Genomic DNA, 19,124 nt, shown 5'->3' on the forward strand with positions numbered 1-19,124 from the left:
GCTTTTTCCGTTAGTTAGAATTAAGCTTGTTGAAACTGATTTACTGTTTCTGTATTTTCAGATCTTTTTAACTGGAATCGTGTAATAAATACCAGAAGGCCAATTATGGCTACTCCAATACCGATGTAATGAAATGCATCGGCATAGGTAAGGTGTTCTGATTTAAATAGAAAGCCTACCAGCATAGCGCCAATGTTTCCGCCTGCACCTACAATGCCGCTTACTGAACCAATTGCATCTTTATTAATAAAAGGTACAATGCCATAAGTTCCACCATTGGCCATCTTTAGGAATAGTGCAAATAAAAGCATTGCTGCTATTGCCAGGCCTAATGTTTGAGATTGCGCAAACAAACTAATGCCAATTCCTTCTAAAACTAAAAGCATCCCTAGTAATATTCCTTTGCCTCTAAGACCATATGATTTTCCTACTTTATCGCTAACAAAACCGCCTAGTGCCCTTGCAAAAATATTCATACCACCAAATATGCTTGCCATTGCACCGGCCATGATGATTGATGCTCCAAACTGATCTGTAAAAAAGGTTGCAGCTACATTATCAACTGTTATTTCTATGCCAAAACATGCCGCATAAGCTAATGCTAACACCCATGTTCTGTAATCTTTTAATGCCGTTATAAAAGAACCCTTTTGGGCTTTTTTAACTTTAATAACCTGCAGGTCTTTAAAGTTTCCGGCGGGAGTATCTTTTGTATACCTGTAGTAAACAAAAGCCATAATTAATAGAATTACTCCGGGAATTATCATGGCAACTCTCCATGAGTTTGCATGGCTTACAAAGCCCATTCCGGCAAAGCCTGCTGCTACAAGGGGCATTATCAGGTTTGTAACTCCGCCACCAAGGTTTCCCCATCCGCCTGTAACTGCATTTGCTGTTCCTATTACATTAGGGGCAAACATCATTGAAGTATGGAACTGGGTAATTACAAACGAAGCGCCGATAATTCCAATAACAAAGCGGAACAAAAGAAAGCTTTCGTAGCTGTTGCTTAGCCCTATGCACATTACAGGGATTGAACCAAGGGCAAGAAGTATTGTATAGGATAACCTAGGTCCTAAAGTATCACATAGTTTGCCGATAATTAGCCTGGCAATAATTGTTGCTGAAACCGATGCAATTATGATATTGCCAATCTGGTCTTTACTTAAATGCAATTGTTCTCTGATAAGAGGCATGAGCGGAGCTACACCAAACCAACCAAAAAAGCAGAAAAAGAAGGTTATCCAGGTAATGTGAAAGGTTTTCATTTGAATGCCTTTCGTTGAAAAGATGTTAAGTTTTTTTAGTGGTTTAAGTTCTTCGGTCATAATTCGTGAGATTTAGGTTCCAGGATTTGTTTGGTGAAGGGGGGTAAAATTTTTCGCTATAAACTATTGTTAAATGGGTAAAAACTAATGATATCTTCTTTTTTAAATTCTTCTGTTACATCAGGCTGAAGTGCCAGTCCGCTTGCATCAAGGCCTGCGGTAATATCACCAGATCCATTGTAAGGGATAAGGTTTAGGCCCTGTTGTAATCTGTTGATTTTAACAGGGAAAAAGTCTGTTAACTGATGTTTTTTAATTCTGTTTTCTAGTAAAGGGAACCTGTATACAGGGCGGTTAGAGAAGCCGAAGCATTTGTACAGATAATCTTCCACGAATATTGTGAAGGTAGTAAGGCAGGATAGTGGATTGCCGGGTAGTGCAAAAACAATACCCCCTGTTGGGGTTTTTCCTATCCATAATGGTTTTCCAGGTCGTATTTTAACTTTGTGAAATATCATTTCAACACCCAGGGATTTTAAAACAGCCGGTACATAATCGGCATCACCTGCAGATACGCCTCCATTTATAATGGCAAGTTGATTTTTAATGCCTTCTTTAAATGCTTTTGTGAGTGCTTCCTTATTGTCTTGTATATGCTCACAAATTTGGGGGGTAATGTCCCATTTTTTTAAAAGTGCTTTTAAAAGGAATTGGTTGCTGTTACGAATTTGATGGGCCGCTATTGGCTTGCCTGGTGCTATCACTTCATTGCCGGTAGTTATAACCGCAACTGTAGGCAATTTATAAACTTGTAATGTTGCTTTTCCTACGGCGGCCAGCAGGCTTATAGTTTGTGGAGTGCATTTGTGAGGAGCAGATAGTATTAGAGCTTGGTTTTTAACATCTTGCCCTTTTAGGGCTATGTTTTGAAAATGTTTTGCTGTTTCGGCTATTATAGAGACTTCATTGTTGATTTCATGTGTGTCTTCTTTTCTAATGATAACATCTGCTGTTTCTGGAGTAGCCGCTCCGGTCATGATTTTGTAGCAATGTCCGGAGGTTAAGTCACTTTTTGAAACGTCACCCGCATAAATGATTTCGGTTATGCTGTAGGTTCTTAAGCCTTTGTTCCAGTCGCTAAGCATAATTGCGTAGCCATCCATAGCGGCCCTGTTGAATGGGGGATAGTCGCGGTCGGCATAAATATTTTCGGCTAATATTCTGTTTTCAGCGTTTTCCAGACTTATGTATTCCTTCTCGAAGGGTTGTGCCAGACTGGATATTGTACTTATAGCTTCTTCAAAACTTATCATACGCTAATGTCCTCCACCTTTCATCATTTTCCGTGCATGAAAAATGCCGGGGATTATAGCCTCTATAGATTCCCTTGCGCCATCTGTACTTCCGGGTAATGTTACAATTAGGGAATGTGCAATGGATCCGGCAACAGCCCTGCTCATCATTGCCATTGGGGTTCGCATTTGTCCGAAATTTCTCATGGCTTCGGTAATTCCGTCGGCATCACGTTCCAGTATTTCACTTACAGCACTAACTGTATTGTCGCGGGGTCCTAATCCTGTTCCTCCTGTAGTAAAAATGAAATGAATATCCTCTGCAACCCATTTTAATATCTGTTTTTGTATTAGTTCTTTGTCATCACAAACTATTTCGTAAGCCACTACCTTTGCGTTTGCCTGTTGAAGTATACTTTTGATTAATAATCCACTTTTGTCTTCACGTTTTCCTGCTGCGGTTGAGTCTGAACATACCAAAACTGCACAGCTAGGAGAGGTAGAGAAGTATTTTTTTCGATCACTTTTACCACCAGTTTTTTGCAGAAGTTTAATGTTGCCAATTTCTAACTGAGTATCTACAGGTTTTAGCATGTCGTAGATCTCCAATGCAGCAATAGAAACAGCTGTAAGAATTTCCATTTCTATACCGGTGCGACCAATGGATTTTGCCTCGCCTAGTATTTCGATACCTGTTTTGCTAAAGCTGAAAGAGATATCCATACTGTCAATATTAACAGGATGGCAATGAGGGAGTAGTTGAGGGGTTAATTTGGCACCTAAAAAACCAGCTGCTCTGGCCACATCAAAAAGATTGCCTTTAGGGAGTTCATTGTTTTTGATCAAGGAAATTGTTTCTGTTGAACAAAAAATTGATGCAACTGCTCTGGCTGTTCTTAATGTGATTTGTTTGCTGGTTATGTCGCGCATATTTTTTAATAAAGTGATCTTTTAATTTTGTAAGCCGATGTATACTAGCCCATCTTCAACCTTAACAGGGTAGGTTTGGATGGCGCATTCATCTCCGCTCAGGCACTCGCCTGTAGAAAGTGAAAATGTCTTTTTGTGAAAAGGACAAGCTATTTTAGGGTCTTCGCCAACAGAGCCGATCATACCACGGCTAAGAGCCATTTGTCTGCGGTGGGGGCATAAATTTTGTGTTGCGTACCATTCATTTCTGCGGGTAAAATAGAATAGTGCAATTTGTTCCTCTCCGCATTTAACACATACTCCTCCGTTTTGTACGGCGTCTTCAACGCGGCATGCTTCAAACCAGTTTGTTGTAATTTCTACCATGATTTTCTGTTTTGTTAGTGTATAAATAGGTTTGTTTATTTCAGGTTAAACTGTTGTCCAGTTTGCAGCCTTTTTTTGGCCACGCATTTCGTCAAATTTTATACTTGGATCTCTCTCTGTAGGAGCATTCACAAAATGATTGAACCTTTTTCTTATTTCCGGATCCTCAATTGCCGTTTTCCATTCACATTGGTAGCTGTCAACAATGTTTTGCATTTCAATTTCCCATTGTTCAGCCATTCCCAGGCTATCGTTTACCACCACATTTCTCAGGTATTCAATTCCACCTTCCATCTTATTTAACCATGGGGCAGTTCTTGTAAGCGGATCAGCAGTGCGGATATAGAACATTAAAAATCTGTCGATGTATTTGATGCATGTTTCACTATCTACATCTGAAGCCAGAAGTAGTGCATGCTGCGGTTTACTGCCTCCGTTTCCACATACATACAAATTCCATCCTTTTTCGGTTGCTATAATTCCGAAATCTTTGCTTTGTGCCTCTGCGCATTCGCGGATGCAGCCACTAACGGCTGATTTTAGTTTGTGCGGAGCTCTTAAGCCTCTGTAACGTTCCTCTATTCTGATGGCGTAACTTACACTATCGTGTAAACCAAAACGGCACCAGGTACTACCAACACAACTCTTTACAGTTCGTAAGGCTTTTCCGTAGGCATGTCCGCTTTCAAAACCTGCAGCAATTAACTCTTCCCAAATTAGTGGCAAATCACTTAGGTGTGCCCCGAACATATCTATCCGTTGCCCGCCGGTTATTTTTGTGTATAAACCATATTTTTCGGCAACCTCTCCAATAATAACAAGTTTATCCGGTTTAATTTCGCCTCCCGGAATCCTTGGAACAACAGAGTAGGTTCCTCCTTTTTGAATATTTGCCAAAAATCTGTCATTGCTGTCCTGGGCGGTATCATTACCTCTTTTAAGGATCATGTCATTCCAGATACTTGCCAGAAGTGATGATACCAGCGGTTTGCAAATTTCGCAGCCATCGCCTTTGCCTACGTTGTCCAGTACTTGCTCGTAATTTTTAAGGTTGTGTATTTTTATAAGATCATATAACTCCTGACGGCTCAGTTGAAAGTGCTCACAAACTACATTTCTTACGTATTTGCCATTTTCTTTCATGGTGTGCAGCATCAAATCCTTCACCATTGGTATACAGCCTCCGCATCCTGTACCTGCTTTTGTGCATTTTTTTATAGCATCAACCGATTCGCATCCCTCTAAAGAGACAGAGTCGCAAATCTGTCCCTTAGATACACCTTCGCAACTACAAATTAATGCATCATCAGGAAGTCCGGCCAATCCTGAATTTTCAGTTTGCGTGTTACCGCCACGAGATCCTAATATTAGGTCTTCGGGGTTAGGGGGGAGTGCAATTTTATTATTTACCGTTTGCAGTAGCATGTTATAAGCTTCTGCTTCGCCAATTAGTATGCCTCCTAGCAAATATTTTCCATCGTTACTGATGTTAATGCGTTTATAAACTCCTTTGTGAGTATCTTCAAATAAGATGCTTCTTGAATCTGGTTCTGTTATAAATGGATCTCCAAAGCTGGCAACATCTACACCAATAAGTTTAAGCTTGGTGCTCATGTCAAATCCACTAAATGTTTTATTGCCATCGCAGAGGTTAGCTGCCACAACCTCAGCCATTTCATATCCCGGAGCAATTAGTCCATAGATGTTATGATTAAATAAAGCACACTCTCCAATTGCAAAAACAGATGGGTCGCTGGTCTGCATAAATTCATTTACCAGAATTCCACCTCTGGTGCCTACCTCAATGCCGCAAAGTTTTGCGAGTTCATCTCTGGGGCGAATTCCAGCTGAAATTACCAGTATGTCTGTTTTTAATTCACTACCATCATTAAACTTTAGCGCTTCAATACGGTCTGTTCCTTCTATGCTGCTGGTGCCTTTATTGGTGTGTATAGCTAATCCAAGTGCGTTGAGTTTAGTTTGCAGCATTAAGCTTCCGGTGTTGTCTATTTGTCTTGGCATTAACCTTGGGGCAAACTCAATTACATTTGTTTCCTCGAGGTTTAAATCTATTAAAGCCTTTGCTGCTTCCAAGCCCAGTAGCCCTCCGCCTAAAACAGCGCCTGTTTTTGCATTTAAAGCGTAATTTTTAATAAGTTCAAGGTCTTCAATTGTGCGGTACACAAAAACTCCTTCTTTGTCAACGCCAGGGATATCCGGTACAAAAGCTGATGAGCCTGTTGCAAGAACCAGATAATCGTAATTTAAAGTAAGCCCCTTATTTGAATGTATGGTTTTGTTATCTCTGTCAATTTCCTTTACCGGATCGCCAAGATAAAGGGTAATATTTTTTTCGTTGTACCAGTTTTCGTGAGATAAAGATAGGTCTTCCGCGGTCTTTCCGTTAAAGTATTCACTTAAATGAACTCTGTCGTAAGCTCTTCTTGGTTCTTCTCCAAACACAAAAATTTTAAAATTATCAGATTTGTCGGTTATTTTTTCACAAAACTTATATCCAACCATTCCATTTCCTATTACGACTATTATTTTTTGATTCATAACTTAAATTTTGTTGGTTTATTAATTCTGTTTTTCTATTAATTGTGTTTTGTTTGATCAAATATATACAATAATTTATATTATTATAATTTTTATATGATTTTAATCATGTTTATTGTAAATTATAAATACTAAATTGAATTATTTTATGATTTATATTTAATTTTTATCTTATATTTTATGTTAAAATGAATTAAAATTATGTTTTCTTGTTATTTATATCCTATTTTTGTAGTATTAAATTATATTTTTTAATATTTAGTATGATTTTTATGAGTAATTCTTTGAAAAAAATAGATAATCCTACGTTTTTTGTTGTTGGTTCTGGTCCAGGTGACCCAGATTTGCTAACTATTAGAGGTTTTAATGTTTTAAAAGCTGCAAAAGTTATACTTTATGATAATTTAGCAAACAAAGAGTTGCTAAACATAGCTTCCAACGATTGCGAGAAAATTTATGTGGGTAAAAAACCATACGGGTTATGCACTTCACAGGAAACCATTCATCAGCTTATAAAGTATTATGCATTTACCAGGGGAAATGTAGTTCGTTTAAAAGGTGGTGATCCTTTTATTTTTGGAAGAGGGTTTGAAGAAATTCTATTTGCCCGTGAGCATGGTATAGAATCTCACTATGTGCCGGGTATTAGTAGTATGCAGGCGAGTGGATTGAGTGATATACCTTTAACTCATCGTGGTGTAAGTGAAAGTTTCTGGATTATAACCGGTACCAAAAAGGATGGTACTTTGTCTGCTGATCTTCAACTTGCAATTAAAAGCAAAGCTACCGTTGTTATATATATGGGGATGAAAAAGCTTAAGGAAATTTCTTTAGCCTATATTATGTCCGGAAAAGGAGCTGTTCCTGCGGCAATAATCCAAAATGCGTCAATGCCACATCAAAAGCGGGTTGTTTGCGAGGTAAAAGATTTGTTTGAGGCTGCAATGAATTCCGCCCTTACAAATCCTGCAATTATAATAATTGGCGATGTTGTAAAAGCGGCAGAATTCATTGCGGCTCAGCAAGCGCATAAATCTGCTTAGTCTTTTGCTTTGTGGATCAATTGACGTCCTCTTACTAGTATTTTGATGCGTTGACGCTTTAACGACAGGCTTATTCCTGCTTCCTGATTTTCCTTCAGGTGTATTTTGTATGCGGTAAGCACATCTTTGTAAGTAAGTAAGCCAATTATTCTGCTTTTTTCTGTGGCAGATACAACCGGTAAAAACTCCTCTTCGCTTTTAGACATCAGTTCTACAGCTTTCGCCAAGTTGTCGTTGCTTCCAATTGTAGGTGTATTTTGTTCCATAATCTCTGCTATTGGACCATCTGCATCGTATTTTTTATTGTATAAGCTCGAAAGTGTAATTACTCCTTTAAAATTATCATCCTCATCAGTTACTATAAAGTGATTTTCTAAAGGTGGGTTAAGGTCAAAGAATGATCTGATTTCACTTATGCTATTCTTTGTACTTATAACAATGCTATTTGTTTTTAGTACGTCTGTTACAGTCATTTTTCGCAATACATCAGGTTCATATGAATCTGGAGTGTATATTCCTCTTCTTGCAATTTTCTCAGTCATAATTGTATTTTCCATGAAAAAGAAAGATATAAGATATGATGCTGTGCAGGCTCCAAGTAAAGGCAATAGCGCATGCGATTGCATTGTGGCTTCCAGTGCGAAGGTTATACTGGTTAGGTAAGCCCTTGAGGCACCAGCAAACATTGATGACATACCAACTAAAGCTGCCATGGGTATACTAATGCCAGAGTTAGGGAACAGAAGAAGTGTAATTGAGCCAAGTATAGCTCCTGCTGCACCTCCAATTGTTAATAGGGGGGCAAGTGTACCTCCAGAGGTACCACTGCCAAGTGCAATTGCCCATGATAGAAATTTAAAGAAGCATAGGCTCAGCATCAAAGCCAAAGGTATTTTTCCTGATAAAACACTGGTTATGTTATCGTAACCAACACCTAAGGTGTGTGGTGCTAAAAAGCCTATTATCCCAACTGCAAAGCCGCCAATTGCCGGCCACCACATCCAATGGATAGGTAGTTTTTCAAAAGCATCTTCTATATGATAAACTATTTTAGTTAGCCCTAATGATACAAAACCGATAATGATCCCCATAAAGCTATATATACCCAGAGCCATATTTGATGGTGAGCTAAGCTCTGGCATTGGGAATACAGGACCCGACTCAAACAGAAGCTGATGCCCGGCAGCACCGGTAATACAAGCCAGCGCAACTGGGAGTATGGCTTTTGGCGAAAATTCGAACAGAAGAAGTTCAATTGCCAGGAAAATAGCTGCTATAGGTGTTCCAAATATGGCTGACATACCTGCGGTAGCTCCTGCGGCAAGGATGATTTTACGTTCATTAGGTGTAATTTTAAATAGCTGACCTAATGTAGAGCCTAATGCTCCACCTGTTGCAATAATAGGGCCTTCGGCGCCAAATGGCCCTCCGGTTCCTATTGCTATTGCAGAAGAGATAGGTTTTAAAAGTGCAATTGATGGTTTTATTTTACTTTGGTTAACCAGAATTTGCTCCATAGCTTCTGGAATGCCATGTCCTCTGATGGCTTTAGAGCCATATAAGGCCATTAACCCAACCATAACGCCCCCAATTGCGGGTATGATTATAACCCATATCCCCAGGTGATTATTTGCCGGACTATTGAATTTTAAATCAAAAGTACCATAAAATGCTATGTTAGTTACAAGATCTATAAGAGCAATTAAAACCTTAGCGACTAAACTAATGGCAATTGCGACACCAATAGAGAGTAAAGAAATTTGTAGTAAACGTTTTTTTTGAAAGTAGCCCTTCTTTGAATCATCAACTGATTGGGTTAAATAATCTAAGGAGGGGGATATCGGAATCCCGTTTGTATGCAACGGCCTTTTCATTTAGCTGAAAATTTTTTAGTGTTAAATTATAAGTGATTTTATTTACGGGCACAAAGGTATGGTTATTTTATGTTGTTTTAAAGCTAATTTTATTGCATATGCAATATTAATTGTTTTGTTATTTTGTATTATTAATTAATTTATATTGTTTTTATAATATTTTTGTGTTCGCTCTAGTCTGTCTATTCTTCTTTTTTGATATTTATATGGTATTATTGCAAATCAAAAGCCCGTTTAAAAATGAAGGAGTCTCGTAATGCGTGTAATCTTAAAAGTTGCTTTTTGTGTAAACTGTGTTTGCCAGAATGGCTGCCAGCGCTTGAAATTCAAAAAAAGAACTTTGAAGTAAAAAAAGGCGAAGCAATTTTCAAAGAAGGCGATCCGGTGAATGGAATTTACTTTGTATACAGCGGTGTTGTTAAGGTTCATAAAAGATGGGATAAGGAAAAGGAATTGATTATTCGTTTTGCCGGACCGGAAGACATCATAGGTCACTTGGGTTTAGGGAAAAAGCCATTGTACCCTGTATCTGCTACGGCATTAGAAAATACTACCGTATGTTATCTGGAAAGAGATTTCTTTGAAACCACTTTAAAAGTAAATACAGAATTAACATACAGGTTAATGCAGTTTTTTGCCAATGAATTGCAAGATTCTCATCGTGCAATGCGCGATCTGGCCCATATGTCTGTTAAAGCAAGAATAGCGCAATCAATTTTAGCACTTCTGCATAAATTTGGTGTTGATGAGAATGGGTTTATTGCTTTAGGATTAAGCAGACAAGATATCGCATCGTATGCCGGAACAACATATGAAACCTTATTTAAAGTAAGCAACGACTTTGTAAAAGATAAATTGATTGAGGTTTCTGGCCGAAACATCGTTGTATTAAATGAAAAAGGACTATCAGAGATTATAGGTATTAATCATTAGCCTTTTTCTAATACCAGTACCCAATCAATGGCCTGCCCGCTGGTTGGAGGTGTAAAGCTGAGCTGTGGCTTTCTTTCAATTTTGAAAGAAGCACTAAATACCCCATCGCGTGGGTTAAACCACCTTGCTTTAAATAATCTGTTTCCTTTAAGATTAGTTGTATTAACTGTCAATTTGCGTCCGGTAGGAGTGTAAATGAAAGCATAATGTCCATCTTTAGCCCTCGTGGCACTACAGTAGGCTCCATCTTTAGGGTTTTCTCCTGAAATTAAATCCTGATCGGGAATTCTATCCAGCATAGATTGCGATTGGATTAATTTTTTTACATAACCCATTTGTTTTGCACCGGGCAAATCCATTGCTTCTTTCCAGTAATGTCTGGCTAAATTTACTGGTTCGCGCCCGGGAGCATAAAATTGCCAAATATCATGGCAACCATAAGTATGGCCCAATGCACCTGCAAATACTTGCCAGTATGCTAATTTTCGAATATCATCTGCAGTTGAGAATCCATACTTTTTTGCATCAAAACAAACCGGATGATCCTCGTAAAGTGGTTCGCCATCAATTACCGGCTTTGTTGGTTTTAAATTGTAATCGTAAGTGATCTTGTCATAATTACTTCCATCTCTGCAATGTCCTGTTTGCAGCATGTTAAAATCCAGCCACTCATCATTATGAAACCAGGTTGATGAACCACCATTTTCTTTAGGCTGAGGGTGGAAAGTCATCAGAGTTTTATCATTACCACCGGCACCCTCAGCAATACCTTCAGCTAAAGAGCGCCAAATAGCCACATCTTTTTCGCCACGGGGATTGCGGTCGCCACCTAAAATCCAAATGATATTAGGTTGATTTTTGTACCTGTTCCCAAGAAACTTTCCGTACTCTTTTGCGTTTTGAACATTAAAAATTTCAGGGCCTTTACCCCAGGTGCTTTTAAAAACCTTATCGCCCCACAATGGTAAAAGACCCATATACAGATTTTTACTGGCAGCCAGTTCAACAAATGCATCAATGTCCTTAAAATAATCCTCATTAAGTTCAGAAATGTTGTTGTTTTTCAATGGCTTATGCCCCAGTGCATTTGGTTCATTTATACCATCCAGCTCCGCTAATATTACTGTTTGAAGAACAGTAAAACCCTTAGCCCTGCGGTTGTCCATATAGATTTCAGCATCCTTAAGGGTTAGTCTGTGCAATAACTCCCACGCAGTATCACCAAGGTAAAAAAATGGCTTGCCATTAGCATAAACAAGGAATCTGTGGTTGTCAGATACCTGCAGTCTTTGCATTTTTACATTTTTGCGGCCTATTTTTTGACCATATGCCACAGAAATGTTTACTGAAATGAACATCAATAAGAATGTCAGGTGTTTTTTTCTGATCTCCATATATTTAATGAGTTATTATAAGCAAGTGAGCAACTTTTACATATATTTAATTAACTAAATATAACCAAATAATAAGAGTTAACACCCTGTTCATATTGGAACTCTACTTTTGGACAGGCTTCAAGATGGAAGAACATTAAAAAGTAAATTTATACTTCAATGAAAATAAGACAAATCATTCTTTCTTTATTTTTGATGGCAATAAGCATTAGTGCTTCTGCTCAGAAATTCACTGTCGGATCTTTTAACATTCGTTATGATAATGCCGGAGATGAAGGCAACAGATGGGCTCAAAGAGCTCCGGTAGCGGCAAATCTTTTACGGTTTCATGAGTTCGATGTTTTTGGTATTCAGGAAGGATTAAAGAATCAGGTAGATGATTTAAGTAAACTATTGCCAGAATATGCACATTACGGTTTAGGCCGTGATGATGGTAAAGATGCTGGCGAACACTCTTCAATCTTTTACCGTCAGGATAAATTTAAACTACTTGCTAAAGGTGATTTTTGGTTATCTGAAACTCCCGATAAACCGGGAAAAGGCTGGGATGCTACCTGCTGCAACCGTATTTGTACCTGGGTTTACCTTCAGGATATAAGCAGTGGTAAGAAGTTTTACTACTTTAACGCGCATTTTGATCATCAGGGTAAGGTTGCACGTGTAGAAAGCGGCAAGCTGATTGTAAAAAAGATCAGTGAAATTGCAGGTGATGCACCAGCTATTTTTACCGGAGATTTAAATGGTGGCCAAAAAAGCGAATGGTATTTAACATTAGCTAATTCAGGCCTTTTAACTGATACCTATACACAGGTTAAAAATCCGTATGCAAATAATTCATCATTTAATGCCTGGGGTAAAAGTGTAGATGGTTATGAAATTATAGACCATGTATTTGTAACCAAAGGCTTTAAAGCCGATAAATGGGGGATACTTACTGATACTTATCATGGTAAGTTTGTTTCAGATCACTTCCCGATTCTGGTAAATGTAACATTAGTAAAATAATCCATTTATAATAGAGAGGCCATACCATTTTATAGTGGTATGGCCTTTTTTTTGTTGGATATTTATTATGGCAAAAGACAATACAAGCAGGTTTAGTAACAGGGTTGAAGACTATGTTAAATACCGTCCGGGGTATCCGGTAGAGATCATCGATTTTCTACAATCCCAATTTGGTTTATCTCCGGATAAAATTATTGCAGATGTTGGAGCAGGTACAGGAATTTCTGCTGAACTGTTTCTTAATTCAGGATATGAGGTTTTTGCTGTTGAACCAAATATGGAGATGAGGGAGAAGGCTATTGAGCTTCTTGGACATCTTCCTGCATTCCACGCAGTTAATGGAACGGCTGAAAATACAACGCTCGAAACCGGTAGCATTGATGCTGTTGTAGCCGGGCAGGCTTTTCACTGGTTTGATAGGGCCGCTGCCCGATCTGAGTTTAGCAGAATATTAAAGCCAAAAGGTTTAGTAGTACTTATATGGAACGAAAGAAAGACTAAATCTGATTTTGAGGTTGCGTACGATGAACTGATCATTAAGCACGGAAGCGATTATATGAAAGTAGATCACAGAAATATTGATGAAATTAAAATCGGAGATTTTTTTGCTCCTGAATCTTTTTCCTATCATCTTTTTCAGAACAAACAGGTTTTTGATTTTTATGGTTTGCAGGGGAGGTTATTTTCATCCTCTTATATGCCTGCCAGGGGAGAAGATGGGTACGAAGCAATGGTTGCAGACCTAAAACAGCTTTTTGAGCATTATAAGGAAGATAATTCAATTACCATTCATTACGATACTAAAGTATATATTGGCAGGGTTTGCTAAATGATATCTACCCGGTATCAGGAATTGATTATAGTGTAATGAGAAAATTTAAAAAGCTATTGATAGCTTAATTTATAACTTTTAAGTCATATTACGCGTATAAAACGCACAGAACGTATAAAGCGCATATTGCGTCAGTTGGATTTTTTATTTCTCGTATATTTAAATTAATGAAAGCAACTGAAAACCTGTAATAACCTAAAAATAAGATCGATTTTGGGTTTGCTTTGGCATTGGTAACGACAACCGCTCAGGTTAATAATATAGTCGGTTTTGGGGGCAGACTGAAACGGGTTTTGTTCGTACCTCGTTCGACCAGAGCCATATAAGGTTCGTTTAATATTGGTACCAGGGCCGACACATCTGAAGGTTCCAGAAAGGATCCAAAAATTATTGAGTAATAAAAAATTAATTAATCACATAAAAACAGAAATCATGAAAAAATCTAAAGCAGTGGCGACAGTAATCTTGCTGCTTTTTCCAATAGTTTCTTGTACATAGGACGCGAATTCCAATAAACAGGATTAATTTTTAATGCATCTTTCAAATCCCTGTAAAAAATATCGCTAAGCTCGGTTGCAATTGCAGTATCATATGCAATTGCATTTACCTCGAAATTAAGGTCAAAGCTTCTGAAATCCATATTTGCAGTGCCTACCATGGCAATCTTCTTATCAGTAACCATTGTTTTGGCATGTACAAAGCCTTTCTGGTACAGATAGATTTCTACACCGGCATTTAGCAACTCGCTATAGTAAGATCTTGCTGCCGAGTTTACCAGTATAGAATCTGAAATGCCAGGTACTAAAAGTTTAACTGAAATTCCACTTAACGAAGCGATGATTAATGCATCAAGTAAACTTTCGCCGGGAATAAAGTAAGGACTTGTGATTAGTATTTCGCTGGTTGCCAGATTGATGGCCTGAATGATGGAAAACAAAATAGTTGGCGATTCTGAATCAGGGCCACTGGCAGCAATCTGAACAATTTTATTGTCATTTCCTGTTTGGGCTGGTTTTGGTGGGAAAAAGTCTGTATTGGGTTGTAACAATTCATCAGCACAGAAATTCCAGTCGCATAAAAATAGATACTGCAGATATTGTGCTCCCGGACCATCAATCCGCAGGTGTGTATCACGCCAGTAGAGTTTGTCAGATCCGTTATTAATATACCTGTCGCTAACATTAATACCACCCACAAAGGCTGTAACACCATCAATTACAATTATTTTACGGTGGTTACGGTAATTGAGCCGGTTGGCAAAAAGCATAAAATGGACCTTTAAGAAAGGGAAGGCCTGCACACCGTTTTCTACCAATTGTGGAACTAACTTTTTCCGGATGCTGCGGCTTCCAAAATCATCATAAATAAAGCGAACAGTAATACCTTCTTTAGCTTTTTCGATTAGTGCCCGCTTTATCTCGGCGCCTATTTCATCATCTTCATAAATGTAATATTCAATATGGATATGGTGTTTTGCACTTTTAATGGCATTTAACACTTCGGGAAACTTTTGTTCGCCGTTTATCAATAATTTTAAAGAATTTTTTGCAGTTAACGGACTCATAGAGTCCTTTAATATCATAAATGCCAGTTCCTTATTGCCAATCACGGCATTTCCGTTTTCCTTAAATGTGAGTTCTGAATACTGAACTATATCGTGTCTGAATTTATTTGCCAGATCATCATTTTCATAAAGCTTTTTGCTGTACATTTTTCGGTGCCGGTAATTAATACCAAAAAAGAAATAGAATAGCATTCCTAAAAAGGGTACAAATATGGCAAACAATAGATAGGCAAGGGTTTTGGTTGTGCTTCGGGTATCGTATATAATGCGCAGACAGACAAAGATTAGAAGAAGAACGTAAATGATTTCTGAAATCAGTAGCCAGTCCATATTAGTGATAAGCGGTTAAAACCAATAGATATATAGTAAGTTAATAAATCCTGACCAATAAACAGATGAATAATTTATATTTACAATAACAACACACTAACCAAACCTAAGAACCAAATTAATGAAAACACTTATCCTTTTTGCGTTATTTTCTTTTTCAATTTATATGGGTGCCCATGCACAATTAGAAAAAACTGCATTTCAGACTGGCAGCGCATGGAGACCTGAAATAGATGTACGATCTGATATTGCAATTGTTTATGGTGCAAATGACAGGCCGGGTATGACATTTCAGGAACGCGTAAACTCCTGGAGAGATCATGGTTATCAAACACATTTTATGACAGGGATAGCCTGGGGCGAGTATCAGGATTATTTTTTAGGCAAGTGGGATGGTAAAAATCATCAGGATATTGGGCAGGTAGAGAGAAATGGAAAGGTGATTTGGCACGGGGGAGGTGTGCCTTATATTGTGCCGGTTCAATCTTTTCTTGAATATATGAAAACGGCTATCATTAAAAAAGTGATAGACGCCGGGATAACTTCTATTTATCTGGAAGAACCGGAGTTTTGGGCAAGAGCCGGATATAGTGAGGTGTTTAAACAGGAATGGAAAAAATATTATGGCTTTGATTGGCGCCCGCAACATGAATCGGCAGAGAATACCTACCTGTCCAGCAAATTAAAATACCATTTATATTACGAAGCCATTAAGGATGTTTCTTCGTATGCCAAATCGTATGGTAAAACCAAGGGACTGGCTATAAAAGTTTACATTGCTACACATTCATTGGTTAATTATTCATCGTGGCAAATTGTTAGTCCTGAAGCTAGTTTAGCCTCGTTGCCTGGTATTGACGGTTATATTGCTCAGGTTTGGACAGGAACATCGCGAGAGCCTACATATTTTGATGGACAGAAAAAGGAGCGGGTATTTGAAAATGCTTTTCTTGAGTATGGATCTATGGTTTCTATGACTGCGCCTACCGGACGGAAAATGTTCTTTTTGACAGATCCTATTGAAGATTGGCCGCGGGATTGGGGCGATTATAAGCTCAATTATCAGGCTACTTTTACAGCTAAGTTGCTGTACCCTATGGTAAATAATTATGAAGTAATGCCTTGGCCTGAACGTATTTATACCAGGCCATATAAGCTGGCCAATAGCAAGGAAGAGGTGTTAATTCCTAAGTACTATTCTACTCAAATGCAGGTGATGGCTAATGCATTAAATGATATGCCGTTATCGGAAAATAGGGTGACCGGTAAAAACGGAATAGGCGTTTTGATGAGTAATAGCCTGATGTTTCAACGTTTTCCGGATCATAAAGGATATGATGATCCACAGTTTTCTAATTTCTACGGGCAAACGCTGCCATTGTTAAAAAATGGGGTTCCTGTACAAACAGTACATATGGAAAACCTGTTGTTTAAAGAGACACTAAAAGATATCAAAGTGCTGGTTGTAAGTTATGCTAATATGAAACCTGTTTCTGCAGATGTGCATAAGTACCTTGCTGATTGGGTTAAAAAAGGTGGTGTTTTAATTTATTGTGGCCGCGATGATGATCCTTATCAATCTGTAATGGAATGGTGGAATACTAAAGGTAATCAGTTTAAAGTTCCTTCAGACCATTTGTTTAGCTTGATGAACGTTAAGCCTGTTGAAAACAAGAAAGAATCAGTAGGTAAAGGAGCCGTTTATTTGATAAAACAGAATCCTAAAGAATTTGTGCTAAATGCAAACTCGGCAGGTACTTATCTTGATATTGTTAAGCATGCTTATAAAAATGATGCAAAGGCAGGAGAGTTATTGTTTAAAAACAGCCTTTATTTGCAAAGAGGGGCTTACGATATCGTTTCTGTATTGGATGAATCTGTAAGTACTGAGCCCTATAAAATTAAGGGGCCTGTTATTGATCTTTTTGATCCAAATTTACCGGTGCTTTCAGAGAAAGTTATTAAGCCGGGGGAGCAAGCGCTTTTATATAATGTACAGCGTGTAAAAGATAAAACTAAACCTATGGTTTTGGCTTCAGCCTCAAGAATATATAATGAAGAAAGAAACGGAAAAACATATTCTTTTGTGTGTAAAAGCCCTGCAAAAACTGTAAATAGCATTCGTGTTTTGCTCCCGGCTAAACCTGCTGATATTGCTATTACAGATAATTCAGGGAAGAAAATTTCTGATTACAAAACATCATGGGATATGAGCTCAAATACGGTTTATTTAAGCTTTGATAATAACCCTGATGGGATACATGTTCTTATTTCATTGTAGCATTACTATAATGTACGATCTTTAATTTTTTGCTCAGTTAATTTGAGCGATTTCAGTTCATTGTCTGTAATGTTTTGCTGAATAGCCATTTCTATGGCTTTTTTCTGATTGAGTAATGCTTCATCATAAAACTCCATTCGGTAAAATATCTGGGCAAGTGTATCGTAATATTGCGGCATTGGTTTTAGATCTATGGCCCTTTTTACCCATAGAATAGCCTTGCTTAGGTGATTTTTGTTACGCGTACCCAAAGTAAAATAGTCCCAGGCTGCATTATTTAATAGGCTGGGAATTGAACTGTATTGCGACGGGCCAATAGTTACTATACTAGATACAATCATTGTAGTGCCTTCCGAGGTTTTTTGAGTAGTTTTTTTTTCTTTGATTCGTTCTGTAGCCTGATCCTTAAGCATCTTTTCTATCCTTGAGCGCTCTATATTTTCAGGAACTTTAATCGAATCGGCACTAACCCTCATGTAACTATCAAAAAGATATGGAGCCAGACTGTAAAAATTAGCCGAGTCTTTTACGGCTTTGTAGTAAGTTAATATCTTGAGTTGAGATTGCTTTGAACCTTCTTCGTAGTTTTTTCCCCAGGTGTTTCTGGTATAATTCATTGCGTTTTGAGCCATGTTTAGATTCTTTGTTCTTATGGCCTCATTTAGTGTGTTACTTATAATACTGTTGTTGATTGTTATGCGCTCAGAAAGTGGAAGTTGCAGAAACATGCTGTCTACTCGTATGCCATACGTATATACCAGGTTATATGCTTTACCAAACGCATATGGAGCTGCTTTTAAAATGAACAATGCTTCTTCAGGGTCTTTAAAATCCCCTATGGTTTTGTAATCTATATATTCGTCAATTAAGTCGGCATTATTGAATTGGCCAGATTCAATTCTTAAATTAATGTATTCCTTTAAAAGTTTTTCACTATGTTTTTCATTGTTAAATTTTGTTTCATAGTTGGCAAGGGTTAACCCATTGGCTTTACGGCGCAATGCTTGCTTAGCCATGTCCAAATAGTGGTCAGACGTATTGTTGCCAACAGATCCTTTAAATATCAATTCGCCTGTATGATCAATAAAGACACAAGTAGGCATATTGGTAATCTTATATTTAAGAATAAAGGATAGCGCACTGGTATCTCCGGCGGCATAATAATAGTTAACAAAGTTTTTGTTATAATACTTTGCTACGTCTTTGTTGTAAAAGGCACTTTTATATTTGAAATTCGGTTTCTGGGGAACTCCTAAATAAACACAAACTATTTTTTTTGAAGATTTTGCTTTTTTTATTGCTACTGGAAAGCTGCTTTGATTTTTAACCTGAGAAAAAGATAAATGAGCACCGAAAAGGATAAGTATTATTAAAAGGATTTTTTTCATGGAGCGTAATGTTTTAATTGGAGGTTAAGATAAGTAATTGAAACAAGTCGCCAATATTTATTGTT

The 19,124-nt window shown here is 37.8% G+C and carries 14 protein-coding genes; 5 read left to right on the forward strand and 9 right to left on the reverse strand.

The features are described 5' to 3' along the window. Positions 1–20: 20 nt before the first annotated feature. Genes CPT03_RS05320 through nirB form a run of 5 tightly spaced genes read right to left on the reverse strand, consistent with a single transcriptional unit; the run spans position 21 to position 6,415 of the window. A complete protein-coding gene (locus tag CPT03_RS05320; protein ID WP_172954139.1) occupies positions 21–1,328 on the reverse strand; it encodes a NarK family nitrate/nitrite MFS transporter in 1,308 nt (435 codons plus the stop codon). 56 nt (positions 1,329–1,384) lie between these two features. Continuing rightward, the gene (locus CPT03_RS05325; RefSeq protein WP_099437868.1) at positions 1,385–2,581 is read right to left on the reverse strand and encodes a molybdopterin molybdotransferase MoeA; all 1,197 of its coding nucleotides are present in this window, start codon (positions 2,579–2,581) and stop codon (positions 1,385–1,387) included. Between the two features lie 3 nt (positions 2,582–2,584). Next, positions 2,585–3,490 (reverse strand): bifunctional molybdenum cofactor biosynthesis protein MoaC/MoaB, encoded by a 906-nt coding sequence (moaCB, locus tag CPT03_RS05330; RefSeq protein WP_099437869.1) that lies wholly within the window; start codon positions 3,488–3,490, stop codon positions 2,585–2,587. 21 nt (positions 3,491–3,511) lie between these two features. Then, the gene (gene nirD / locus CPT03_RS05335; protein ID WP_099437870.1) at positions 3,512–3,856 is read right to left on the reverse strand and encodes a nitrite reductase small subunit NirD; all 345 of its coding nucleotides are present in this window, start codon (positions 3,854–3,856) and stop codon (positions 3,512–3,514) included. 45 nt (positions 3,857–3,901) lie between these two features. Then, entirely contained in the window at positions 3,902–6,415 is a 2,514-nt protein-coding gene (gene nirB / locus CPT03_RS05340; protein ID WP_099437871.1) for a nitrite reductase large subunit NirB, read from the reverse strand. Between the two features lie 272 nt (positions 6,416–6,687). On the opposite strand from nirB, the gene cobA reads away from it, so the two are divergent. Then, positions 6,688–7,458, forward strand: a complete 771-nt coding sequence (cobA, locus tag CPT03_RS05345; RefSeq protein WP_099441017.1) for a uroporphyrinogen-III C-methyltransferase — start codon at positions 6,688–6,690, stop codon at positions 7,456–7,458. Here cobA and CPT03_RS05350 read toward each other — a convergent pair. Then, positions 7,455–9,332, reverse strand: a complete 1,878-nt coding sequence (locus CPT03_RS05350; protein ID WP_099437872.1) for a chloride channel protein — start codon at positions 9,330–9,332, stop codon at positions 7,455–7,457. The genes cobA and CPT03_RS05350 overlap by 4 nt on opposite strands. Before the next feature lie 282 nt (positions 9,333–9,614). Here CPT03_RS05350 and CPT03_RS05355 point away from each other — a divergent pair, with 282 nt between their 5' ends. Continuing rightward, on the forward strand, positions 9,615–10,265 hold the full coding sequence (locus CPT03_RS05355; protein ID WP_317044328.1) for a Crp/Fnr family transcriptional regulator: 651 nt from the start codon (positions 9,615–9,617) through the stop codon (positions 10,263–10,265). Here CPT03_RS05355 and CPT03_RS05360 read toward each other — a convergent pair. Then, complete coding sequence (locus CPT03_RS05360; protein WP_099437874.1) at positions 10,262–11,659, reverse strand: glycoside hydrolase family 140 protein; 1,398 nt, start codon at positions 11,657–11,659, stop codon at positions 10,262–10,264. The two genes, CPT03_RS05355 and CPT03_RS05360, sit on opposite strands and share 4 nt — an antisense overlap. Before the next feature lie 159 nt (positions 11,660–11,818). Between CPT03_RS05360 and CPT03_RS05365 the strand changes: the two genes are divergently transcribed. After that, a complete protein-coding gene (locus CPT03_RS05365) occupies positions 11,819–12,664 on the forward strand; it encodes an endonuclease/exonuclease/phosphatase family protein (RefSeq protein WP_172954140.1) in 846 nt (281 codons plus the stop codon). A gap of 67 nt (positions 12,665–12,731) precedes the next feature. After that, the gene (locus CPT03_RS05370; RefSeq protein WP_099437875.1) at positions 12,732–13,493 is read left to right on the forward strand and encodes a class I SAM-dependent methyltransferase; all 762 of its coding nucleotides are present in this window, start codon (positions 12,732–12,734) and stop codon (positions 13,491–13,493) included. Positions 13,494–13,938: 445 nt separating this feature from the next. Here the strand turns inward: CPT03_RS05370 and cls are convergent, their stop codons facing one another. After that, a complete protein-coding gene (gene cls / locus CPT03_RS05375) occupies positions 13,939–15,390 on the reverse strand; it encodes a cardiolipin synthase (RefSeq protein ID WP_099437876.1) in 1,452 nt (483 codons plus the stop codon). 121 nt (positions 15,391–15,511) lie between these two features. On the opposite strand from cls, the gene CPT03_RS05380 reads away from it, so the two are divergent. After that, positions 15,512–17,671 (forward strand): hypothetical protein, encoded by a 2,160-nt coding sequence (locus tag CPT03_RS05380; protein ID WP_099437877.1) that lies wholly within the window; start codon positions 15,512–15,514, stop codon positions 17,669–17,671. A gap of 5 nt (positions 17,672–17,676) precedes the next feature. Here the strand turns inward: CPT03_RS05380 and CPT03_RS05385 are convergent, their stop codons facing one another. Continuing rightward, the gene (locus CPT03_RS05385; protein WP_099437878.1) at positions 17,677–19,059 is read right to left on the reverse strand and encodes a hypothetical protein; all 1,383 of its coding nucleotides are present in this window, start codon (positions 19,057–19,059) and stop codon (positions 17,677–17,679) included. Positions 19,060–19,124: the final 65 nt, after the last annotated feature.

Origin of the sequence: Pedobacter ginsengisoli (assembly GCF_002736205.1) — a bacterium.
Lineage (GTDB): Bacteria > Bacteroidota > Bacteroidia > Sphingobacteriales > Sphingobacteriaceae > Pedobacter > Pedobacter ginsengisoli_A.